The 24,095-nt window shown below is 63.4% G+C and carries 19 protein-coding genes; 10 read left to right on the top strand and 9 right to left on the bottom strand.

Annotated features, from left to right (window positions below; translation table 11 throughout):
• Positions 1–21 precede the first annotated feature (21 nt).
• From AC56PL_RS10595 to glf, 7 genes are all read right to left on the bottom strand, one after another.
• On the bottom strand, positions 22–1,875 hold the full coding sequence (locus tag AC56PL_RS10595; RefSeq protein ID WP_495513658.1) for an alpha/beta hydrolase-fold protein: 1,854 nt from the start codon (positions 1,873–1,875) through the stop codon (positions 22–24).
• Positions 1,876–2,099: 224 nt separating this feature from the next.
• The gene (locus tag AC56PL_RS10600) at positions 2,100–3,077 is read right to left on the bottom strand and encodes an alpha/beta hydrolase-fold protein (RefSeq protein ID WP_495513659.1); all 978 of its coding nucleotides are present in this window, start codon (positions 3,075–3,077) and stop codon (positions 2,100–2,102) included.
• Positions 3,078–3,473: 396 nt separating this feature from the next.
• Positions 3,474–5,414, bottom strand: coding sequence for an arabinofuranosyltransferase AftB family protein (locus AC56PL_RS10605; protein ID WP_497153789.1), 1,941 nt, complete (start codon positions 5,412–5,414; stop codon positions 3,474–3,476).
• Positions 5,401–6,327 (bottom strand): decaprenyl-phosphate phosphoribosyltransferase, encoded by a 927-nt coding sequence (locus AC56PL_RS10610; RefSeq protein WP_497153790.1) that lies wholly within the window; start codon positions 6,325–6,327, stop codon positions 5,401–5,403. Before AC56PL_RS10610 ends, AC56PL_RS10605 begins: the two co-directional genes overlap by 14 nt.
• Positions 6,324–6,917, bottom strand: a complete 594-nt coding sequence (locus AC56PL_RS10615) for a phosphatase PAP2 family protein (RefSeq protein WP_482136763.1) — start codon at positions 6,915–6,917, stop codon at positions 6,324–6,326. The genes AC56PL_RS10610 and AC56PL_RS10615 overlap by 4 nt, the downstream gene beginning before the upstream one ends.
• Entirely contained in the window at positions 6,898–8,826 is a 1,929-nt protein-coding gene (locus AC56PL_RS10620) for a glycosyltransferase (RefSeq protein ID WP_495515954.1), read from the bottom strand. Before AC56PL_RS10620 ends, AC56PL_RS10615 begins: the two co-directional genes overlap by 20 nt.
• A gap of 20 nt (positions 8,827–8,846) precedes the next feature.
• A complete protein-coding gene (glf, locus tag AC56PL_RS10625; RefSeq protein ID WP_497153791.1) occupies positions 8,847–10,067 on the bottom strand; it encodes a UDP-galactopyranose mutase in 1,221 nt (406 codons plus the stop codon).
• Positions 10,068–10,236: 169 nt separating this feature from the next.
• Between glf and AC56PL_RS10630 the strand changes: the two genes are divergently transcribed.
• Entirely contained in the window at positions 10,237–10,563 is a 327-nt protein-coding gene (locus AC56PL_RS10630) for a hypothetical protein (protein WP_497153792.1), read from the top strand.
• An 85-nt stretch (positions 10,564–10,648) separates the two neighbouring features.
• Here the strand turns inward: AC56PL_RS10630 and AC56PL_RS10635 are convergent, their stop codons facing one another.
• Positions 10,649–11,158: a sigma-70 family RNA polymerase sigma factor gene (locus tag AC56PL_RS10635; RefSeq protein WP_495513664.1), complete on the bottom strand. Its 510-nt coding sequence runs from the start codon at positions 11,156–11,158 to the stop codon at positions 10,649–10,651.
• A 118-nt stretch (positions 11,159–11,276) separates the two neighbouring features.
• On the opposite strand from AC56PL_RS10635, the gene AC56PL_RS10640 reads away from it, so the two are divergent.
• From AC56PL_RS10640 to AC56PL_RS10670, 7 genes are all read left to right on the top strand, one after another.
• Entirely contained in the window at positions 11,277–13,115 is a 1,839-nt protein-coding gene (locus AC56PL_RS10640) for a dynamin family protein (protein ID WP_497153793.1), read from the top strand.
• Positions 13,112–14,545 carry a dynamin family protein gene (locus tag AC56PL_RS10645; protein WP_497153794.1) on the top strand — a complete coding sequence of 478 codons (1,434 nt, stop codon included), beginning with the start codon at positions 13,112–13,114 and terminating at the stop codon, positions 14,543–14,545. The genes AC56PL_RS10640 and AC56PL_RS10645 overlap by 4 nt, the downstream gene beginning before the upstream one ends.
• Positions 14,546–14,951: 406 nt before the next feature.
• On the top strand, positions 14,952–15,317 hold the full coding sequence (locus AC56PL_RS10650; protein ID WP_497153795.1) for a nuclear transport factor 2 family protein: 366 nt from the start codon (positions 14,952–14,954) through the stop codon (positions 15,315–15,317).
• 89 nt (positions 15,318–15,406) lie between these two features.
• A complete protein-coding gene (locus AC56PL_RS10655; protein ID WP_497153796.1) occupies positions 15,407–15,766 on the top strand; it encodes an MmcQ/YjbR family DNA-binding protein in 360 nt (119 codons plus the stop codon).
• A 192-nt stretch (positions 15,767–15,958) separates the two neighbouring features.
• Positions 15,959–16,552, top strand: coding sequence for a dihydrofolate reductase family protein (locus AC56PL_RS10660; protein ID WP_495513669.1), 594 nt, complete (start codon positions 15,959–15,961; stop codon positions 16,550–16,552).
• A gap of 53 nt (positions 16,553–16,605) precedes the next feature.
• Positions 16,606–16,929, top strand: coding sequence for a YciI family protein (locus AC56PL_RS10665; RefSeq protein WP_497153797.1), 324 nt, complete (start codon positions 16,606–16,608; stop codon positions 16,927–16,929).
• Positions 16,926–18,155, top strand: coding sequence for an RNA polymerase sigma factor (locus AC56PL_RS10670; protein WP_497153798.1), 1,230 nt, complete (start codon positions 16,926–16,928; stop codon positions 18,153–18,155). Before AC56PL_RS10665 ends, AC56PL_RS10670 begins: the two co-directional genes overlap by 4 nt.
• Positions 18,156–18,438: 283 nt before the next feature.
• Here the strand turns inward: AC56PL_RS10670 and AC56PL_RS10675 are convergent, their stop codons facing one another.
• Entirely contained in the window at positions 18,439–19,140 is a 702-nt protein-coding gene (locus tag AC56PL_RS10675) for a TetR/AcrR family transcriptional regulator (RefSeq protein WP_497153799.1), read from the bottom strand.
• 91 nt (positions 19,141–19,231) lie between these two features.
• Between AC56PL_RS10675 and AC56PL_RS10680 the strand changes: the two genes are divergently transcribed.
• Positions 19,232–20,728 carry an MFS transporter gene (locus AC56PL_RS10680; RefSeq protein WP_497153800.1) on the top strand — a complete coding sequence of 499 codons (1,497 nt, stop codon included), beginning with the start codon at positions 19,232–19,234 and terminating at the stop codon, positions 20,726–20,728.
• A 151-nt stretch (positions 20,729–20,879) separates the two neighbouring features.
• Positions 20,880–24,050, top strand: a complete 3,171-nt coding sequence (locus AC56PL_RS10685) for a multicopper oxidase family protein (RefSeq protein ID WP_497153801.1) — start codon at positions 20,880–20,882, stop codon at positions 24,048–24,050.
• The last annotated feature ends 45 nt before the right edge of the window (positions 24,051–24,095 follow it).

Genomic DNA, 24,095 nt, shown 5'->3' on the forward strand with positions numbered 1-24,095 from the left:
TACCGAAACGATCTGAGGGAATTATTTGACCGTGACAACGCCGTTGACGTTTTCGATGGAGCCGCCTTCGAAACGCACCCTGGTTCCGCCGGTGATCGGCTCCTCGTCGCTGATGGGGTAGCCGAGCTTTCCGTTCTCGTAGCCGGCCTTGCCCCACGCATCGAAGATCGGTCCGGGTGCGATCGCGAAGGCACCCTTGGCCGGAGTCCAGTAGATGTTGCCGCCATCGAATGCGGTGAGCTTGCCGCCCGCCTTGAGACCGATCTCATTGGTGGTCGGGAAGCCCAGCCAGCCACCTTCGTGGCCGAGCGCAAGGTACTTGTCAAAGATCATGCCCTGCACCGAATGTGCGCCATTGGCAGGATTCCAGTAGTACGCACCGATCTGGAAGGCCTGCACGCGGCCCTTGCCACCCGGGGTGTCGATCTCATCACCGGTCGGGTACTTCAGCGGTCCGCGTTCGTAGCCGCTCTTGCCCCAGTCGGCGAGAATCGCGCCGCCGACAGCATGGGCACCGGTGGTCCGGGTCCAGTAGATGTTGCCGTTCTGGAAGCGGTTGAAGCGTCCCACCTTGTCCGGTGTGGCCAGTTCACCGCTGGTCGGGAATCCGAGCCAGCCACCGGGACCACCTGCGGCCACATAGGCTCCGCCGATGCCACCGCCCACGACCTGGGCGCCGGTCTTGGCCGACCAGATGATCCGGCCGCCACGGAAGTCCTGAGCGCGACCACCGGGCACGTCGTATTCCGGGGTGAGGCATTCTCCGAGCGAAGACTTGTTCGTCTTGTACACCGGCGCGATCGCGCCACTGGTGCTGCACGCCGGGCGGTCGGCAGCGAGCCCGAGGGCTCCGGCCGCCTGCGGCCATGCCTGTTCCATCTCGAACTGCCAGTACGGCCAGGTATGGGTTCCCGAGTCGCGGTAGACGGCCTGCGCACGGATACCGAGTTGGTTCAGACGGCTCGCGAACTGCTGCGAGGTGACCCGCGAGAGCACTTCGAGTCCCACGCCCGCGTAGTTGGTGGCCAGGCCGGGGATGGTCGACAAGGTGTCGTACTGGCCGACCAGGCCGTTGCCGGACGACACGTAGAGACTGGTGCCAGCCAGCTTTTCGGCCATCACATACGGGTCGTGCTCTTTCCAGGCCGGATCGGTCGGCGGCCCGAACATCTTGGCGGCGTCGTAGCCGCCGGCATCGTTCACCGCGAACTGGATGGCCTGCGGCATACCGAACGAACTGAGCTGGAGGATGCCGGAGAACGACGCGGCGAACTTGAAGAACCCGGGGTTACGCGCAGCGAGCATCATCGCCGCCGAACCGCCCATGGACAGCCCTTCGACGCCCCTGACATCCGTCGAACGCCATTGCTTCTCGAGGAGTGGCGGCAGTTCCTTCGTCAGGAACGTCTCCCACTTGTAGTTCTTGCCGTTGTTCGGCTCTTGCCAATCGGCGTAGAAGCTGGATTCACCGCCGATGGGCAGGACGACGTTGACGTTCTTGTCCTTGTAGAAGTCCTCGACGTTGGTGTTGATGATCCAGCCGTTCTGGTCTTCCTGCGCGCGCAGACCGTCCAGCATGTACATCTGCGGGAAGGTGTTCGACGGCCGGTAGTTCCAGTCCCGCGCCAGCAGCAACTGCACCTGGATGTTGGTGCCCATCGCGGGTGAGTAGACCCACATCGCGACGCGGCGATCGGAGTACCAGAAGGTGTTGGTGATCTTGACACCCGGAACTTCGACAGCAGGAGCGCTGTGTACCGGCCCAGGGGCCGCATGGACAGGCGCGGCCACCGCGGTCGATGTTCCCAGCACTGCGGACACTGCCACTGCGCCGGCGATCAGTCCCATTGCGCCGCGCACAAATCTCTGCCGCATGTACCTCTACTCCTCAAGTCACGATCAAAACCAGATCTCTGGCCGAACTCCGCTGCGCACCTGCTTCGCACACCGGGTCGAACTCCGTCTCGCTACGTCTCCGAATACCGGTGAGCAGAAAAAAACAGAACGCCCTACGTGTTTCATACACGTAGGGCGTTCGGTTTTGAGGTTGCCACACCTGTTACTGGTGTGATTTTTGTGACCAGAGGGTCACGGGCGAACTATCCGCGGAACCATCCGTCGTTCAGTGCGCGCCACATCATGTCCTGCCAGTAACCCCACGCGTGAGTGCCCTGGAGCGGGTAATCGGTGGTGAGCTTGACGCGGTTGACGAAGGCTTGGACCTCGAACGCACGGGTCTGCGCCAGCGCAAGCGTTTCGAGCGGCACGCCCTGCACGATGCTGACCAAATTCTCGTTGACGTTGTGCACACCCGGGATACCGGTACCGGAGCCGACGCGAACATTCAGACCTTGCATCTTGGTGATCTGCACGAACGGGTCGTTGTCGTACCAGCGGGTGCTCCACGGCGGACCCCACATGCTGTCGGCGTTCCACGGTCCGCCGTCGCCGTCAAGGAGTGCAACACGGATGGCCGACTTCATACCCGGCGCCGAGAGGTTCAGGTAGCCCGACATCGAGAAGGCGTGGGAGTAGTTCTGCTTGTTGTTCGCGGCGATGACCAGGGCCGCGTTGCCGCCCATCGAGATTCCGGCGATTGCGTACTTGCCCGAGGGCCCACGCAGTCCGCGCTCATCCATCCCGTTCACCAGCGAACGCGTGATCACGCAGTTCCACTTGTAGGCGTAATCCTGGCCATTGAAGTTGCTGGGCGCATTCCAGTCGCTGTAGAAGCTTGCGGCGCCACCGATGGGCATGACCACGTTGACGCCACGGTCGACCATGTTCTGAATATTGGTCTCGTGCTCCCAGCCACTGACGTCGTTGGTTGCGCGGAGGCCGTCGAGCATGACAACGGTCTTGTAGTTGCCGGGCTTGGTCCACGACCGGACCTTCACCGCACCGGGCATACCGCAGCCGTCCGCATACCACTGCGAAAAGCCTGATCCGGTGCCCCAGGCGGCGGCGGTTCCGGTACCGGCGACAACGCCGACTCCGGAGATGGTCGCCACTGCGGCGAAGGCAGCGACGAATCGCTTACCGAATCCCGCTCGCCCGAAAGGTCTGCGTACGCGCATCGAATGTAACTCTCTTTCTGTCCAGCACCGCAGCCATCGGCTGGGGTGCCTTGGAAATCAATCGGCCACGAGCACTCCGGTGGACCACCAGGCCCCTCAGCTGTTACACAGCTTGGCGACACATGGGTCTCGCACTCCGGCAACGAACGGAGCCTATTGGATAGGCCCCGGCCTGACAAACCCTACGGCTGGATTCATCGCGCCCCGAACTACATCGCGACCTGCCAAAATTCAGGTTCTCCATCATTATCGCGCCAGCAAAACCCGGCGTTACAGTTCCGAGACCTTGCGCTACGTCACAATTCGAGCCCGCTCGCCCTACCTGCTCCGACGCCGAAATTCACAGGTTACTTTCAGATAACAATTTGGCGAGTCCACAGGATCTGATTGTCACGATCAGGGCACCGGGGGTGGAATCGGCAAATTACAGCGCTGGAGTTCGTACAGCGGGTTCCGGTCGATCCGATATGACGTGAACCCGGCCGCCTGCCGAACGTTGTGCCGGAATCGTTCGAATGTCCACGGTGCCGAGTACGACGCGATCAGATCCTCCGTGGGCTTACAGGTCAGTGCCACCTGCGCCTGCCGAACCCCGTCCTGACTGATGAAGGGTGGCAGCACCGGGTATCGCGGGTAAGCGCCCGATTCGGCGATCACCCACTCCGGGTCCAGATCCTTGTCATGACCGATCCGGCCGTCCGGAAGACGATCGGAGTGAGCGGCGATCGGGTATGCCAGGCCCATCTGGTCGATGACCCGGACGTCGAGCGGCGCATTCATACTGGTCATACCGAGGTTCAAGTAGTACACGGTCAACTGCTTGACCACATTGTCCGGAGGTGGCACCGGCAGCGGATCGAAGTACCACTCGTTGTAGTTCGGAGACGGCAAGAGGACGCCACCGGTGTCCTGATGCTCGGCGATCGATTCGACCATCGCCCGGACTCTCGGATAATTCAGATAGTCCTCGGCGGTGATGGGATGTTCGACGCCGATGTTCTGTATGTAGTAGCGCCGCTCGTCGACGATGCCACCGCGGCCGATCTCGGTGCCGTTGGTCATGCCGGCCACATGCGCGGTCGAGGCGGCCCATACGACGGTGGTCACCCAGAGACCGGCCATCACGCCGGCTCCGACCCAGCCGACGATCTGGTCGCGGCCCAGCGCGGTCGGGATGACGATCGGGATGACCATCACCGGGAGCATCAGCAGGAACAGCGGAACCAGCAGCACACGCGCGTGCATGAAGTCGCCACCCTGGCGAACCCAGTAGAGCGCCTCGACCAATCCGGTGACGATGATCAGGGCGACAACGGCCGTCGGGGTCTGCAGGCTGCGACTGACCATCGCGGTCCGCGCCCGCCATCCCCGATCCTGGTCCTCACGGTTCGAATCGGCTGCGGAATCGACCTGCCGACTGCGCAGGTACCAGGCCACCGCGGCCGCGACCACCGCAACGATCAGTGGCAGCAGCAATAGATAAGGACTGAACATGTTGCCGAGGTAGCGGAAACCCTGTTCGAACTTCGATCCGCTGGCATCCTTCGCCACCGCCGTGTTCGGAACCAACAGGCCGTAGTAGCCCATCCGGAAGATCTGGTAGGCCACCGGGAGCACACCCGCCACGGCTGCGAACGCCAGTCGCATCCGCCACGTCATCGGCGCACAGACCACCAGCAGCAGAGCGCATCCACCGACGAGTGTCAGTTCCGGCCGGATCAGCGGCGCCAGGCCTGCGGTGAATCCGAGCAACAGGGTGGTGATGGTCTGTTTCCGGCCGAGGTGTCTGGTCGATGTCTCTCGCTGACTCCATGCGATCAACTGACACCACAGCAGGGCAGCCCAGAAAATACAGAGCGAGGTCTCCAGACCGCTGGTCGCGAAGTCGCGGGCAGGCGGCAAGGCGATGTAGACGAGCGCACCGAGCGGGAGCAGCAACATCCAGCCGCGATTGACCGGGCCACGGCCCTTGTCGATGCGGTACAGGCGCCCGGTTCCGTACATGGCCAACGGGAGGGCGGCGACCGACAGAACGAGTGCGATCCACAACACCACGTACTCGGTCCTGGCGTCGGTCACCCAACTCCAGAACCAGATCAGGTAGGTCCACACAGTCGAGGTGTTCGCCTCGACCCGCTCCCCCTTGTTGAAGACCGGACCGTTGCCTGCCAGCAGGTTGCGAACCGTCCGGAGGACGATCAGTCCGTCGTCGGCGATCCAGCGACGCTGCCATGCTCCGTAAGCGAAGATGGCGCCGACCACGACCGCACTGATCGACAGTGAGATCGTGGCCGGATTGATCCTGCGGCCCAAAACCGTTGGTTCAACTGATGGCATAGACCGCGACACCCACGCATACTAACCAGGCAATGGCCAGCAGCTGGAGAACACGGTCACCGAGCGCGATTTCTTCGGGTTCGCCCGCTTGACCACCGTCAACATCCACGGCGTAGCGAAGGATTGCGACGGTGAACGGCACCATCGACAGGGCATACCAAACGTTGTCGTCGTGGTTGCTGTCCGCATCGAACGCCCACATTCCGTAGCAGAGCACCACGGCGGTCGCCGACAACGTCCACACAAATCGCAGGTACGTCGTTGTGTAGTACTCGAGGCTCTTACGGATCTTGGCGCCGGTGCGCTCGACCAACTGGAGCTCGGCGTACCGCTTGCCTGCCGCCATGAACAGCGACCCGAACGTCATCACCAACAGGAACCACTTGGACAGACCGTCGGGCAGTTCGGCAGCCACGCCACCGGCGATGGCGCGCAGCAGGAAGCCGGACGACACGATGCAGATGTCGATGACGGGCTCGTGCTTGAGCCCGAAGCAATAGCCGAGCTGGATCACCAGATAGACACCGATGACCGCGGCAAGTTGCCAGTTCGCCAGGAACGAGATGCCGATGGACAACGCACCAAGGACCACTGCCAGCGCGAACGCCAGCGGCACCGGAACCACTCCGGCCGCAATCGGACGGAACCGCTTGGTCGGGTGATTACGATCGGCCTCGACGTCGAGGGCATCGTTGATCAGGTAGACGCAGGAAGCGACCAGACAGAACGCAACAAACGCAATCGCGGTCCGGCCCAGGATGTCGCCTTCGTCAACGGCCCCCGCGGCCAACGGTGCGGCCAACACCAGAAGGTTCTTGATCCACTGTCGCGGCCTGACGGCCTTGACCAGGCCTGTTGCCAAATTCTTCGGCGGTCCACGCAACGCGCCGTGCTCGATCGGCTCCTCGCTCACTGCACTCCTCGGTTCTCAGTTCGGATCAGTCTTTCACCTGTGGTCAGCGCGGCCGCACAGGTGGCACCGATCAGCGCCCCGCCGATCACATCGGTCGGGTAGTGAACGCCCAAGACCAGTCGCGACATCAGCATCGGCGGCACCAGTACCGCCGGAAGGGCCGCGACCGGAAGGCCCGCCGCGCGGCCGAGCAGAATCGCGGCCGCGGTGGTCGATGTCGCATGACTGGACGGGAAACTCAACTTACTGGGGGTTCCGACACCGATCTCGACCCGCGGGTCGTTCGGACGGCGGCGGCGGACCACCCGCTTGATCACGACGGAGGCGGCGTGGGCGCCAAACGCCCCAACCCCGGCGGCGATCCACTTGTCGCGTCCCGACTTGTCACCCCGGAGCTGCGCGATCGTCCCGCCGGCGGCGGCCAGAGCCAGCCAGCCGAGGGAGTGCTCACCGAAATGCGAGAGCCCCCGGGCAGCGGTCACCGCTCCCGGCTTGTTGATCAGCGCACGTTGGATCCCGACCAGAATCTTGGTCTCGCCACGCAATACACCGATGGGACTCAGCTCGACCTCAATCGATTCCGAAGACACGCTCCCAGCTTTCTTTACTGGTCAGGTCCGCATGCGCGGATCGGTAGGTTTCTCGCATCTCGGGGAAGCGAGCGCGGAGTTCCTTGATCAGGGCGGCTGATTCCTTGGCCAGCTCGATCATCTTGTCCCGGTCCCGCTGGCGGTACACGACTCCGCGGCCGTCGGCGGTGGTCACGGTGACCCCGTCAACCCGGCCGAGGCTGAACCAACGCGCTTGCAGCGGCGGGTAATTGGCCTGCGGGACCTCATGGTGGCGCGGATCGGCCGGGCGGAGGTTGTTCACAACCGCAGCACCGAGTGACCGGATCTTCGAGATCGGGTTGGTCGGGATGCTCATCCCGAAACGTGTTGCCTCCCCAGTGGTCCGGGGCAGTTCGGTGGCCGATGGAAGAACCACCGCATCGGGGTACTGCTTGCGCATGGCCGCGATCTTCGGCAGCGCCGTCGGCAGCAGGTCCCGAACATGGTCGGGTCCGGCCAGGAAGTCACGGATGGCTTCGTTCTGGATGGCGACCGTCGAATACTCCAGGCACAGAAGATGTTTGGCCGTGGCCTTGGACATCGACTTCAGGATGCCACTGATCGAACCCTCGTGGTGGATCGAGGCGACCACCAACCGGTTACGGAGGTGGAAGTACGCCTGCCAGTCGATGGCGTCGTCTTTGTCACTCCAGGCCATGTGCCAGATGGCAATACCGGGAATGGTGGCCGTCGGGTAGCCGGCCTTGCCCGCACGCAGCGCGTATTCCCAGTCGTCCCACTTGATGAACAGCGGCATCGGCAGGCCGATCTTTTCCGCGGTCTCACGAGGGATCATGCACATCCACCAACCGTTGCCGTCGACGTCGATGCGCCGGTGCAGGTCCTTGGAGTTCTCCCGGTCGCGCAGCGGGTATTCGGCGAAGTCGTGGTCGTACTCGACGTACGGCGCACTGGTCCACATGAAGTTGCTGTGGTCGATGACCTCACCCATGCAGTGCAGGTGACTGCGGTCCTGCAGGTTGAGCATCTGACCGCCGACGAGCATGGGCGACTTGGCGAATCGCGACAGCGCCAGAGCGCGCAGGATCGAATCCGGCTCGATGCTGATGTCGTCGTCCATGTAGAGGACGTACGGGCTGTCGGTCTGCTTCAGCGCCTCGTACATGATGCGTGAATAACCGCCCGAACCACCGAGGTTGCCCTGCTTGAACATGTGCAGCCGGTCGCCGAGCGCGGCGGCGGCCTCGGCGTAGCCGGGCTCTTCCTTGACCAGCTTCGTGCCCTGATCAGGCATCATCACCGCGTCGATGACCTCATCGACCAGCGGATCGGAGGTCAACGCGCGCAGCGCATTCACCGCATCGGTGGGGCGGTTGAACGTCGGGATACCGATGGTCACCCGCTTGGTCTCCGGACCGGTCGGCGCATCGATCGGGGCGTACCAACCAGCGGCGCGCACCTCCACCTCGGTGTCGGTGGTGATGTCGAACCAGATCCAGCCACCGTCTTCGAACGGCTCCAGGCCGACCTCGAATTCGATGACACCGTCACCGTTTTCGTCAATCGGAACCAGGTTGCCGTCGACCGCGATACGGGATCCATCGATCTTCGACCGGTACACGTCGACACGGCAGGCGCCGGTGACCTCGATACGCAACACAACGGACTTCAGGATGCTCCAACGGCGCCAATACGACGCAGCGAAAGCGTTGAAGTAGGTCAGGAAGCTCACCTCGGACTCGGCACCGAGCAACACCGAGGTCCGGGTCGGCGCATGTGCGCGTCGAGCGTTGTTCTCGGACTCCACCAGGTAGAGCGACCGGACGTCCAGCGGTTCACCCTGTCGCGGGAGAATCACGCGTTGCAGCAAGGTTTTTGCCGCGTCGTGGGTCTGCGGGCTCTGTGACTGCTCGGCTTCCGTTGTCACTGTCCCTGTTGCTGTCCCGGTCACTGTTCCACCTCTGTCGCCAGTGGCGCACCGGATTTCAGGTGCGGCGCAAGCGTGTTCTCGTACATCGTCAGGGCGCTGGCGATGGCCATGTGCATGTCGAGGTACTGATAGGTGCCCAGACGGCCACCGAACAGCACCTTCGACGAAGCCGTCTCGGCGGCTGCCCGTGCGCGGTAAGCACTGAGCTTCTCGCGGTCCTCAGGTGTGTTGATCGGGTAGTACGGCTCGTCGTCGTTCTCGGCGAAACGGCTGTACTCGCGCATGATGACCGTCTTGTCGGTCGGGTACTCGCGCTCGGGATGGAAGTGCCGGAACTCGTGGATGCGGGTGTACGGCACGTCCGCGTCGTTGTAGTTCATCACCGGGGTTCCCTGGAAGTCTCCGGTATCGAGTACCTCGGTCTCGAAATCCAGTGTTCGCCAGCCGAGTTCGCCATCGGCGTAGTCGAAATAGCGGTCGAGCGGCCCGGTGTAGATCACGGGCGCGTCGGGGTTCTGTGCCCGCAACTCATCGCGGACGTCGAACCAGTCGGTCTCCAGACGGACGTCGATGAGGTCGCTCGCCGCCATGTTCTCGAGCCAGGCGGTGTAACCGTTGGTCGGCAGACCCTCATAGGTGTCGTTGAAGTAGCGGTTGTCGAAGGTGTAGCGAACCGGGAGCCGGGCGATGTTCGCCGCAGGCAGCTCCTTCGGGTCGGTCTGCCACTGCTTGGCCGTGTAGTGCTTCACGAACGCCTCGTAGAGAGGGCGGCCGATCAGGCTGATGGCCTTCTCTTCGAGGTTCGTCGCCTTGGCGGTATCGATCTCACTGGACTGCTCGGCGATCAGCGCGCGTGCCTCGTCCGGCGTGAAGTAGCGACCGAAGAACTGCGAGACCAGGCCAAGGCCCATCGGGAACTGGTACGCCTGTCCCTGGTACATGGCGAAGACACGGTGCTGATACCCGGTGAAGTCGGTGAACTTGTTGACGTAGTCCCACACCTTCTTGTTCGAGGTGTGGAACAGGTGTGCGCCGTACTTGTGGATCTCGATCCCGGTGGTGGGTTCGGGTTCGGAATACGCATTGCCGCCGAGATGGTGACGCCGGTCGATGACCAGGACACGTTTGCCGAGCTCGGTGGCCACCCGTTCTGCAACAGTCAGTCCGTAGAATCCCGATCCGACCACAAAGAGGTCATAGCCGGACGCGGCATCAGGGCTGGATTTGTGGGGGGTCACGGGTGTTCAGGGTAACCGAACCGTCGAGCTACTCCGATTCGCCGGGCAGGTACACCGCCAAACACGTCGTGACCGTGCGGGAACATTCCGGGGTCGGCCGGACTCCTATTACTGACAAACCGGCGACCCATCTTTTCGGCGGACGCACCATCGACCCAGGAGAAGTACCGTGACCAGCCCAGATGACCAGCTCGACGGGATCTTTTCCCAGATCGCGGCGCAGGACCAGGTTGATCCGGCGGTCTTCGATCAGACCCTCGAAGCCGCATTCGACTACACCGGATCCGGCTTCGAGGACCTGATTCCAGAGACCGAAAGCACACTGCCGGACGATCAAGACGAGACCAGTGACGACCTGTTTGTCGGCGATACCACCGATGACTTCGACAGTGACGACCCCGACACCGACGCCACAGACTCATCCGACTCCGACTTCACGGACCACGCGGACTACTCAGATCCCACGGACACGACCGGAGACGACCTACTCACCTGACCCGGCCCCCGATGATGTGCCCTTTTGGCGAACAAAAGCCCAGGTGGGCGCCGCCAAAAGGGCACATCATCGGGGTGCGGCAGGGTCAGGCGAGGGTTTCCAGGAGCTTGGCGCGGGCCCGGTTGATGCGGCTTTTGACGGTTTGCACACCAACGCCCTGCTGGTCGGCGATCTCCTGATAGGACAGATCACCGAATTCACGCAGGACGATGGCCTCACGGAACTCCAGCGGTAACAGGGCCAAGGCCGCACGCACGCGGTCGACGTCGGCGACCTGGGCATCGACCCGCGGTGCCGAGGATTCGAACTCGGGAGGTCCGTCCGCCGAGGTGTCGAGCCGCTTCCGGATGACGGCCAGCGCCGCGTTGGCAGCGATCCGGTACATCCAGCTGGTGAACTTCGAATCGCCGCGGAACTTGCCGATGTTCTGCCAGCCGGCGATCAGCGCATCCTGCAGCGCATCCTCGGCGTCGTACTTGTTGGCGGTGATCCGTAGGCAGACCGCCCAGATCTGATCCCGGTTCCGGGTGACCAGCTCACCAAAGGCCGCTTGATCGCCATCTTGGCTGCGCAAAACCAGGTCGCGCTCGCTCATGTCAGTCACTTGATCAATGTCGCAGACCAGGGTGGATGCGGCAGAGTCATCGGTGAAGAAACCGTCCCTTCGACTGACCCTGCCCCACCCTTGCCCTTGCCCCACCGATGATCCGGGAGTGACTGTGACCACTCGTGCCAACGCCGATGCGGTCGAGGCGCTTGGCGCTGCCACCGAGGCCTTACGTAAGTACGGACAGCCCAAGGCGGCCGACCTTGCCCAGGCGCGTTTTCACGCCGCCGATTCCGGTGGTGCGGTGGTGTTCGTCGGCGAGGTGAAGCGCGGCAAGAGCACCCTGGTCAATGCGTTGCTCGGACGGTCGCTGGCTCCGGTCGGTGTCGACATCACCACCAGCGCCAGTGTCTGGTTCACACCGCCGGACGACACTCTCGCGGCCGGCTCGGCGCGTCTGGACTTCCCCGACGCCAACCGCGTGATCCCACTGGCTGAATTGCCCGACTGGGTGACGATGGGCGGTCGGTATGTCCAAGACCCCACCATCGAGACCCTGCCCACCGAAGCGGTGGTGGCCGCCGATCCCCTGCATCTGCCCGGGATGACGCTGGTCGACACCCCTGGGGCCGGTGGTCTCGATCCCCGGCACGCCCGGCTCGCTCTGACCGCCGCTCGCCGGGCCGGGGCCATCGTGATGGTCTGTGACAGCGCCGCGCCACTGACCGCGCCCGAGGTCGAGTTCTTGCGGACTGCCACCGAGACCTCCGGGTCGGTGGTGGTCGCGATGACCAAGATCGACAAGAACCGCCGCAACTGGCGGACCATCGCCGAAGAAAATCGCTCGATCGTGCGCCGCGAACTCGGCCGGACCGCCACCGTGATCGGGGTGTCGGGTACCCGGGCCCTGGCAGCTCTCGACCAGGACCCCGCACACCGTGAGGAGATCCTCACCGCCTCCGGGATCGAAGCCCTACGCGATGCGATCAACGGATTGCTCGAGTTCGGCGAGATCTCCCCGATGCTCGACGGACTGCAGGTGTGCCGCAGCGGCATGCACCGGATGAAGGTCCGCCTCGACACGGAAATCGCACTGGTTCAGGGTGATTCGTCCGCGCTGGACGATCTGAACCAGAAGAAGGCGCGGCTCAAGGAGCTTCGCGACCACGGCACCGAATGGGACCAGCACCTGTCCCGCGACATCACGCTGGCCCGGCAGCGGGCGACCGCCCAGTTGGACGGCGACCTGAACCGGATCAAAGAGGACTGGACCGGCCGTATCAACGGTGAGGGCTGGCGGATGCTGCGCAAGCAGCCCCAGGTCTTCACCGCCGCGATCACCTCCGATCTGCAGGCTGCCGGGGCCCGGTCCTTCGACACCTTCGCCTCGGCGTTGCACGACGTGGTGGCACAACTGTTCGGCAACGACGAACAGTGGGAGGACATCATGAACTCGGTGGCCGCCACGTTGGTGGCCGAGGACATCAATTCGCCTGAGGTGCAGAAGAAGTGGAAAGATGTGGTGGACCCCAGCGCGATGATGATGGGGTTCATGGGTGCCAATCTGCTGACCGGCGGCATGGTCGGCGGCGCCATCTTCGGAAGTCTTGCGATGGCCGCGGTGTTGCCGATCGGGTTGGTCGCCGGCGGCGTCTGGCTGTCGGTCAACCTCGGGTACCGCGCGATGCGCAACGGCCGCCAGCATCTGATCACCTGGCTCCGGGAAACGTTGGGACTCACCAGTAAGTCGACCCTGCGGGTGATCGACCGCACCGTCGCCACCGCGCGCCCGGAGATCGTGGTGGCGTATCGACGGCACCTGCGGGCCCAGACCGAGGAGATCAGCGAACAGATCAGTGCCGGCGCAGAGGCCGCCAAGGAGGACAAGGCGACCCGGGACAAGCGCGTGCGCGGGCTCACGCGCCGCCAGACCGAAATCGTCTCGCTCATCGAACAACTCGACACCGCGATCGGCGGACTCAAGAAGGCGAGCGCACCCCTGTGACCCGGCCACCGGTCCGGCGTACCCGGCCACATGCCCTGCGCGACCAGCTGACCGGCGCCCTCGCCCAGATCGCACAGATCGACCGGCCACTGGCGCAGGCCACCGCACGCATCCGTGATGACCTGTGGGCTCCACCTCGGGTGGTGGTTGTCGGGCGGGTCAAGGCCGGGAAATCAACGCTTGTCAACGCACTGATCGGTGACCGGGTTGCCGATACCGCCGCCACCGAATGCACCAAAGTTGTTGCGGTTTACCAAGATGGCGCACCTTCGCGGGCCGAGGTCGTCACCGTTGGAGGAGTCCGCCGCAGTGCACCGTTGACCGACGGCCGGGTCACCGAACTCGGTGTTGCCGCCGAAGACGTCGCCTACGTCAACCGCTACCTCCCGAGCCGGTTGCTGCAGAGCATGATCCTGATCGATACTCCGGGTCTGGCGACCATCACCACCGGCAACGAGCAGGCCACCCGCCGGGCGTTGATCGACGGCTTCGGACAGACCCGCGAGGCATCGGTCAACGCCGATGCGGCGATCTTCCTCTTCGACGCGACCCCCCGCGCCGACGAGGTGCAGTTCTTGCACGACCTCGGCTTCTCTGCAGTCAACACGATCGGGGTGCTGGCCAAAGCAGATACCCTCGGCGAGGGCGCTTTTGGTGATGCCGATCCGATCGAGGAAGCGCAGAAGCAGTCCGATGCGATCGCTGCATCACTGACTGCCGGCCTCCTCACCGTGCAACCGGTGGCGGGCCTTCTGGCCCAGACCGCGCAAACCGGGCAGTTCACCGAATCCGACGCCGATGCCCTGGCCGCGCTCGCCGGCCTCTCCGACCCACAGCTGGAGCGCTGGCTCGAATCCCCGACACCATCGATCGGCACCGACGCGCAACGCGACCGATTGCTGGACCTGTTGGGCGAGTACGGCCTTCGGCACACCCGCACCGTGGCCACCCGCGGCGCGTACGCCGTCAACGCCTGGTTGCAACAACATTCTAGGGTGGACGAGCTGCGCGCCAACATCGACGTCAATCTGACCCGATCGGTGTTGATCAGCCGGGCGGTGGCCGCCTGCACCCAGGTCGAGCACCTGGCCCTGACCCATCCCGCGGGCGGGCAGATCAGGTCGATCCTGCGCCAGGTGCGCCGAAGTCCCCAGGCCCACACGATGGCCGAGTTCAAAGCACTGGGGTCCCTGACGCAGACCGATCCGGAATCGCCCTGGGTGGGCGAGCTTCGACAAGTCCTGGTCGGCTCCGGGATCGGTGGCCGCGTGGGGCTGCCGCCACACGCCGACCGCAACGCCATTGCCTCCGAACTGGACCGTCGACTGCAGCGGGTGCACGCCGCCGGATTGCTCGGCGGGTCGGCGGCCGAGGAACAGGCCGTTGCCGTTCTGCTGCACACATATTCGATGATGCGCCGGGCGGTCTAGATGACCGAGAACAGGATTTCCTCGTCCTTCAAGATGACGACCCGCAAGCGAGGCCGGGAGGGTCACCATGAGCAAGAACACCTTTCTACCCCTCTGGCGATGGAGATAGAGACGGTTGACGTTCGATGATGCCGAACCACACCTCCTAGCACTTGATTTTGTCGCGCTAGTGAAAAGCGGCCTTTCATGAGAAAGAAGCGGCTCGAGACTCGGACTGTCCACCGTGAGACTTCTTGTCCGAACGAAGTCTTTTTCGGCTGGTGTCGGATCCGAGCGGAGTCGTTCGTTGAATAGGTGAAAAGTGCCAACGTGGTGCCGAAGCTGGAGAACAAAAGAAATGAAACTTACGACGATCACGCAGCTCACTCTTGACGGAATGACCCACTACACATGAGGAGGCGCCACCATGACCGAAACCACACCCCGCACCATCCATGAGGTCATAGACCGATACATCAAGGCATTCCGTTTGGATGATCCAACGCTCCTGGAGGATCTGATCTCAGACGAATGCGTCATCGAGGACACGAGCCCGGCTCCCGACGGAGCCCGTCACGAGGGCGGTCGAGCCTGTTCAGCGCGCTGGTCCGAACTCGCGGGCAACGCGGACCTCAACTTCTCGACCGAGCCCGCGGAAATCCTCGGTGATCTCGCCGTGGCACCGTGGATCCTGCGCTGGGGAAGTGGCGAGAATGACTGGGTCCGCGGCGTAAACCTCATCCGCATCCGCGACGGCAGGATCGTCGAGGCACGCGGCTACGTGAAGACTTGAGGAGGTGCGGCTGTGAAGCTTGACCGCACAACGGTCTGCCCACCGATAGCGGATCGCTCCGTGTCGAACACGCCCAACGGACTCTGAACATGGCGGTCATCGACGACGTACGAGCGCTGGGCGCAGAGTTGGAGCGCTCCTACCATGCCTACGTGCGCGGGCGGTTGAAATTCCGCGTCGGTCAGATGGTCTACGTCGCGTTCTCGCTCGACGAGAGCGTGATGGGGTTCGCGTTCCCGAAGGAGGAGCGGGCAGCGCTAGTCGCGGCGGATCCACGCAAGTTCCAGATGCCCTCGGAGTCAGACCTGCGCTTCAACTGGATCCACGCCGATCTTGCGGCCCTGGATCCGACCGAGGCCCGCGAGCTCGTCGTCGATGCCTGGCGCATGGTCGTCCCAGCGAAGGTCTCCCGCGCCTACGACCTCTCGCATCCCGGTGGCCCGCACTGACAACTGACGAGGGCCCAATGAACGGCACCACTGGCTGGTGCGCCGACGTAACGCCATCTGTCCAGACGCATGGTTCGAAAGAGATCCGGAGTCGGTGTCGGATCGGGGCAGTGGTGTTCGTAGGAGTAGTGAGAGGTCGTCCACCAGGGCGGCCCCAAGTGCAGGGGAACCGTGATCATGAGATTGACGACCATGACGCAAGTCACCGTCGATGGGGTTATGCAGGGAAACGGTGGTGCGTCGGATGACCGAAGGAACGGATTCGAGCGCGGCGGATGGGCGCTGGGGAAGGGTGACGACGAGACCAGGACATTCATCACCCAGACCTTCCAGCGCGCCGACGCGTTCTTGTTCGGTCGGTGGACCTACGAGCTGTTCGCGGGCTCGTGGGGAGCAGTTGCGGATATGCAACGCCATCCCATCGGTGTGGCGTTGAATGAGACACCTAAATTTGTGGCGTCGACCACGCTCACCGACTCGCAATGGGCGGGCACAACGTTCCTCTCCGGTGATCTCGCGACCGCTATCGCAGATCTGAAGGCCAAGCCGGGGGGCGAGCTGCAGGTGCACGGCAGTGGCGCGCTGACGCAGTGGCTGCTAGAGAACGATCTGGTCGATGAGATGACCCTGCTTGTCGTCCCCGTGATCCTCGGCCAGGGCGCGCGGTTGTTCCCGGAGACCGGTCCAGACCTTGCGCTCGATCTGGTCGAATCGCGAGTCGACTCAAAGGGCGTTGCGATCCAGGTCTACTGGCCGGCCGGGCGGCCGCAATATGCAGCAGGCTGAAGTACCTGACCGGCGTTACACAATGTCCTGAAACCCATAGGAGAGGTCCTCAGATGCAGTACCTAGTTTCCGTGATCGATGACAAGAGCAATCCCGGCAGCACGGACAGGCGGTCGCTGATCAGCGTGTTCAACGAACAACTGATCGCCGATGGCTACTGGGTGTTCGCAGGCGGACTCGCGGACACAGACGCGGCCACGGTCATCGACAACCGGGGCGAGCAACCGATGTTCAGCGACGGACCGTTCGTGGAGTCCAAGGAGTACCTCGCCGGTGTTTGGGTGTGGGAGGCGCCCGATCTGAATGTGGCACTCGCCCTCGCCGCCGAGGCTTCGAAGATCTGCGATCGGAAGATCGAGGTGCGACCGTTCCAGTGAGCGACGTCGAGGACGCAATCACCCGGGCACATCGTGACGAGTGGGCCCGGCTGGTCGCCAGGCTGACCAGAAGCTTCGGCAACCTCGACCTCGCGGAGGAGGCTGCGGCCGAGGCATTCGCGACAGCCGTCGCGCGGTGGCCGGCCGACGGCGTGCCACCGAATCCTGGCGCCTGGCTCACCACCACCGCCAACCGCAAGGCCATCGATCGCATACGGCGCGAGAACAAACGCGACGACAAGCACAAAGAGGCACAGATGGTGTGCGACAACGCTCCACCCGAGTCGATCGGTGCCATCGTTGACGACCGGCTCCGGTTGATCTTCACCTGCTGTCATCCGGCGTTGGCGATGGAGGTCCGGGTGGCGCTGTCACTGCGCATGATCGGCGGTCTGACCGTCCCTGAGATCGCCCGCGCCTTCCTTGTGCCCGACAGCACGATGGGACAGCGGATCACCCGTGCGAAAGCCAAGATCAAGGCAGCTCGCATCCCTTATAGGGTGCCGTCTGCGGCGGATCTCCCTGGCCGCGTCTCCGGTGTCCTCGCCGTGCTCTTCCTGGTCTTCAACGAGGGCTACCTGGCGACCGGCCCCGACACCGACCCGGTACGTGCTGACCTGACGGTCGAGGCGATCCGGCTCACTCGCCTGGTCCGTGCCCTCATGCCGGAGGATGGTGAGGTGGCCGGATTGCTGGCGTTCATGCTCCTTACCGAGGCCCGCCGCACCGCTCGGATCTCGGCAAACGGCGAACTGGTTCCCCTCGATGAGCAGGACCGAGGGGAATGGGACGCGGTGCTAGTTGCTGAGGGTCATCGGCTGGTGCGCGAGCGCCTGGCCGCCGCCGGGGAGGCTCCGGGTCGCTACCAGATCCTGGCAGCAATCGGCGCCGTGCACACCTCCGCCCCTAACATCCGCGACACCGACTGGTCACAGGTTCTCGCCCTCTACGACCAGCTCGTCAAAGTCGACCCGTCGCCGATCATCGACCTCAACCGGGCCATCGCGGTCGCCGAGCTAGATGGCCCGGAAGTGGCACTTGCGATCGTCGACCGACTTGAAAAGGGATTGGATGGTTATCACGCCTTCCATGCAACCCGCGCCGACCTTCTGCGCAGGCTGGGCCGCAGCGAGGATGCCCGCGCGGCGTATGACAAAGCCATCGAAGTGGCGGGCAACACCGCGGAGGCTGCCTTCCTGACACGCCGCCGCGACCAGCTGCAGTAGTGCAGACGGATCCGGTCGAAACCCGTTCAAGCGGTGTCCGGTCAGCATGGAACACCCCGCTAGGAGCAGACGGCAGGGCAGCAGGTCCGTGCCTCCCGGTGCCGCCTCCCGAGTCCGGGCCCGAGGTCCGTGTTCCATTGCTCATGTCAAAAATCACGAGCCCAAACTATGGATGCCGTTGAGCTACGGAACAATTCATACCGTGGGCTACCCACTGACACGTCGCTTCGACACCAGTCACCGGTTGCGGGTAGACGAAGCGACCCTTCTGACTTTGTGACCCTCAGATGGACTTTCCGATCTGATGGGCAACAAATATCTCTGACAACTGCTCCGACGTCAGCGCCGGACTCTCCAGCGGCGTCAGCCGGGTTCGCGATGCCCGGATGCCGTCGATGATCATGCCCATCGTCCGGCGCCACAAATCCGGGTTGTGCGACCTCGCGAACTGAGCGGTGGCCTGGATCGAAAAAGCCAGCACCGGAAGGTCGGTGGCCTCGAAATCGGCGCGCAGTTCACCGGCCTCCTTCGCCCGCAGGACAAGGTGTTCGGCGGCATCGTTGATGGTGGCCTGAGCCTCGGTGATGTGTTCGGCCAGTTCGATGCTGGCACCCGACGTCTGTGGAATCGACGGCGCACCGGCGAACACGAGATCCCTCATTACGCGATCGTCGGCCATCATCGTCGCACTGGAATACAGAAAGTGGAGTAGACCCTCCCAGGGATCGGCGAGCGCCTCGGCCTCACCGACCATGGCCGCCACATCTCCGAGTCGCGCTGCGTAGAGCTCCTCGATGAGCCCTTCTTTGCTCTCGAACCGCCGATAGATCGTGCCAACGCCCACACCGGCGTGACTGGCCACGTCGGCCAACTTCGCACCGAGCCCTTGGGCCGCGAACACCTCCCGAGCGGCCACGAGGATGCGTTGGTGGTTCTCCCTCGCATCGGCCCGCAGCACGTCGGACGTGTCCCCTATCTCAGCCATGGCTACAGCATAGCGCTAAGTGGAATCACTGGTTCCGTTCTGATACCATTAGCGGAATTGCCTATTCCGTTTCTGTCTTTTGAAAGAGAACATGTCTACAACCCAAACTTCGCCGTCGCGAGAATCGACCGGCTCCAATCATCGCTGGCTGATCCTCGCCGTGCTCGCTGTCGCCCAGCTGATGGTCGTCCTGGACGCCACCATCGTGAACATCGCGCTTCCCGAAGCCCAAGAAGACCTGGGTTTCAGTGATGGCGATCGGCAATGGGTGATCACTGCGTACTCACTCGCCTTCGGCAGCCTGCTGTTGATCGGCGGTCGGATCAACGACCTGTTCGGTCGCAAGAACTCCTTCATCGTCGGGTTGATCGGCTTCGCAGCGGCATCGGCACTCGGCGGCTGGGGACCGAACTTCGAGGTCCTGGTCGGTGCACGTGCATTGCAGGGTGTCTTCGGCGCCTTGCTGGCGCCCGCAGCACTCTCACTGCTCGCCGTGACGTTCGCCGGATCGCCGGATCGCGGTAAGGCCTTCGGCATCTTCGGGGCCGTCGCCGGCGCCGGTGCCGGCATCGGCCTCCTGCTGGGAGGCGTTCTCACCGAGTACATCTCGTGGAACTGGTGCCTGTACGTCAACGTCATCTTCGCCCTGATCGCCCTGATCGGCGCAATCGTGCTGCTACCCAAGCACATCAAGGCCCCCACCCGGACTCCGATCGACTGGGCCGGGACCATACTGGTCACCGTCGGCCTCTTCCTCATCGTCTACGGATTCGCCAATTCCGAGACCAAGGGCTGGACCGACAGCTTGACGCTGCTCCCCCTTGTCATCGGACTCGTGGTTCTCGTTGCCTTCGCCTGGGTTCAGACCAAGGTTGCCCATCCACTGCTACCGCTGCGGATCCTGGTCGACCGCATGCGCGGCGCGTCCTACCTCGTCATGCTCATCTCCTCGATCGGCATGTTTGCGGTCTTCCTGTTCTTGACCTTCTATCTGCAGAAGACCCTCGCATTCAGCCCGGTCGAAACCGGTCTGGCCTTCCTCCCGATGGTCCTGTCCATCGCCATCACAGCGGCGATCTCGGGTTCGGTGCTCATCACCCGGTTGAGCCCCAAAGTGATGGTCGCGGTCGGCCTTACGGTCGGCGCGATCGGCATGGCGTACTTGACCAACATCGAGGTCGACAGTTCCTACGTCACCAGCGTGGTCCCCGGCCTGATCATGATCGGCATCGGCCTGGGCTCCGTCTTCGCCAACGCCATCAGCCTGGCGACCTACGGCGTCGCAGCCAGTGACTCCGGAGTCGCCTCGGCCACGATCAACACCGCGCAGCAGGTGGGTGGATCCATCGGCGTGGCACTGCTGAGCAGCTTCGCCGCAACCGCGGCCGAGAACTACGTCAGCAGCCACAGCCCGTCGGGCCCCGACGGCATGCAGGCCATCGCCGACGGCGCGTCCATGGCCAGCTATCACACCGCATTCTGGTGGGCTGCCGGCTTCTTCGCGCTCGGCGCACTGGTCGCCGGTGTCCTGTATCCCAACAAGATCCCGGAGATCGACCCGAACGCCGAACCCGTCATTGCACACTGATGCACTGACGCGCTGACGCGCTGAACAACAAAGCCGCCGGACCCGAGATCATCGGGTCCGGCGTTTTTGTTCTCCGATCGAAAATCCTGCGCTCTATTGACAATTCACACTGTGGAATCCTCGGGAAGCACGTAAGGTTCGCTCATCGTCGATGGTGAGGACCACAGTGTTTGTGTCGCGCAAGAGATCTGTAGCCATTTCGGTGATCATATTGTCGATCGTTCTGATCTTCACCGGATGTTCGTCATCGAAAACCGAAGCCGGCCCCGGTGCCAACCATGGATCCGGCGGCAGCCCCGTCCCCTACCGCGAACCGGTGAAACTGACTGCGGCGGGCGGTGTTCTCGAAGTGCGCCTCTCCGCACACCAGGGCGCCATCGCCCTCGACACCGCATCAGGCCCGGTCGACGGCTTTCTCGTCTACGGCTATGACGTCATCAAGGGCTCGCCGTCGAACGGCAAGATGTCCGCCTCTGACCTCTATCCTGCCCCGACCCTGCGCGTCGATCCCGGTGAGACGCTGATCGTCCACTACGACAACGATCTTCAGGATCTGACGATCGCCGACTACTTCGATCCCTCGTACACCGCCAAGGGCGAGGAGGTGCCGATCTACCCGGCGGCACAGGAATCCACACCGCTGAACCTGCACACCCACGGGCTGCACGTGAGCCCGGAAGGTAACGCCGACAACGTGTTACTCGACATCCCGGCCGGTATGGGCAACACCTACACCTACGAGGTTCCCGATGACATGCCGAACGGGATGTACTGGTATCACAGCCACCGGCACCAGCTGACCGCACAGCAGACGTACATGGGCCTGGCCGGACTACTCGAAATCGGCCGTCCGGACGGCGATCTCCCGATCGTGACCGAGAACGACATCCCCATCCGGGACATGGCGCTGCAGTACAACTTCGTCTTCGACCGCGCCGGCAAAGGGAACCAGTTGAACGCCCCGAACTGGCCGCAGTTCGTGAGCACACTGACACCGCCCTCGGACTCTGAGCTCGCCGACGGCACCTATCGGCCCGTCCTTGCGCCGGTGAACTTCTCCGAGACCAGCGAGGGTGCGCAGTACTTCACCAACTGGTACTCCGGGCCGCTGTCACCGGACAACCATCGCGGCCAGAACCAGATGGTCCCGCAAAACCTGCAATCGTTCACCGGCGAGAAGACCACCATCCCGGCGAATCCGGATCTTCCCGACAACGAGCGCGATGTCCAGTTCACCGTCAACGGTCAGTTCCAGCCCGAGCTGAAGATCAAACCGGGCCAGACGGAGATCTGGGTCGTCGCCAACATCAGCGACTTCGCCTATATGCCTTTGCAATTGACGGAGACCGCGACCGGCAATCACCCGAAGTTCACCATCGTCGGGCAGGACGGTAATCCGTACACCGAGGTCCACGGCCCGGTCGACGGCGATGGCACGCGCCTGGTGGTCCCACCGGCCTCGCGGTACGCGATCGCCGTGACGATGCCGACCACGGGTGATCTGGTGCTCGAGATGCCTCCGCTCGAGAATGCCAAGCCCGTGATCAACCACGGCGTGCTGTACACCAACAACGGAACCGACAACCCGCCTGCGGAATTGGGCACGGTCACCCTCGATCCGCAGTACATCAGCTACGCCGATGGGTTCTTCACCTTCCCGACGCAAACACTGATCCAGGCGACACCCGATCGCGGAACGGGCCAAACCACCGACCTCACCATCGGCCAACAGCTCGACGCCTACACGTCGTTTGTCGACACCGCCTCGATGCCGGTCGACGTGAATCGCGAGCTCGTGATCAGCGGCGGGTTCGGCAACGACCTGGCCAGCAACAGCGATCCGAAGTCGTTCACATACGAGTTCGACTCCAACCTCTTCCCCAACATCCCGTTGATCCAGCCGCGACTGAACTCCGTCGAGGAGTGGAAAGTCGTCAACCTGAACAACGACGAGCATCCAATGCATATCCACGTCAACGATTTCCAGGTGATGGAGATCGTCGATCCGGTGTCAGGTGTGACGACCGGCGTCCAACCGTGGGGCATCGACAACATCAACGTTCCGGCACCGGTGACCGACGACCAGGAAAACCCGCTGGCACCTGCATCGGTCACACTGCGCAGCACATTCACCGACTACGTCGGCAGCTACGTGATCCACTGTCACCGTCTCAACCACGAGGACAACGGACTGATGGCGATCATCAACGTGATCCCCGAGGAATCGACTTACGCTGTGGCCGTCGATCGTTCACCGACCGGCCCGGCGAAGGTACAGATCATGAACGGCGACGGCGACAAGCCGGTCGCGACGCTCACCCCGTTCGACGGATACAAAGGATCGCCCACCGTCGCGATGGCGGACGTCGACGGTGACATGATTCTCGATCTGGTCGCGGGCACCGGAGCGGGTGTGGCACCAGAGGTGGTGGCGTACAGCGGCGCCGGACCGTCACCTTTCACCGAGGAGCTGACCCGGTTCGCTCCGTTCGACGACGACTTCCGTGGTGGTGTCAACGTTGCCGGCGCCGATGTGGACGGGAATGCCCTGAAAGACAACATCATCGTGGGTTCCGGTTCGGGTATCGAAACGCAGGTGAAGATTTTCTCGTCGGATCTCCCTGCAAACAAGACCACCGCACCGAAGGTGTGGTCGAGCTTCACCCCGTATCCCGGTTCGCAGACCGGCGTGAGCGTGGCAACCGGCATGGTGGATGCGGCCTCCGGCCGGGACAGTATCGTGACCGCGCCCGGCGCCGGTGACGCGCCACTGATCAAGACCTTCCGGTACGACCTGTACACACCCACGGCCAAAGCCCAGCAAACCGGAACGAACACTCACTCAGCCCATTCCGTCGATCCCGCGGACGCCATCGCGCCAACCGTGACGTCAGAGTTCCTCGCATTCGATCCGTCCTACACCGGCGGTGTGTCACTGTCCACGGGCTGGGTCGCCGGTGCAGAGGGTGGCGCGAAGAGCATCATCGCCGGCATGAGCACTGGCGCCGGATCAGTGAAGGTGTTCTCGAGCGGCTCGCGCCTCGACGGCGCCCCGGCCATGTATTTGGAGAGCCCCGGCCACCACGATGGTCCGATCGAGTTCAGGGTGATCGCTTCATTTGAGCCGTACACCGCGGGCGGCGTGCACGTCGCGACCACCAGTACGACCACCGGTGCGGATCTTCTTGTTTCCGGACCCTCAGGAGAGGTGCGCAAATACGTTCTGGCGCGGCCGAATCCGGACGCAGCCACGCTGGCCCCCACGCTGCTGACCACGCTGCCGCCCACATCGTCCGGGGTACCGGCGCTCGGTGGCCGTTAGGGAGGTGAAACCGCGAGGCATCGGGATGCATGACCCACCCCCGAC

It is taken from the genome of Williamsia sp. Y721 (genome assembly GCF_059683565.1).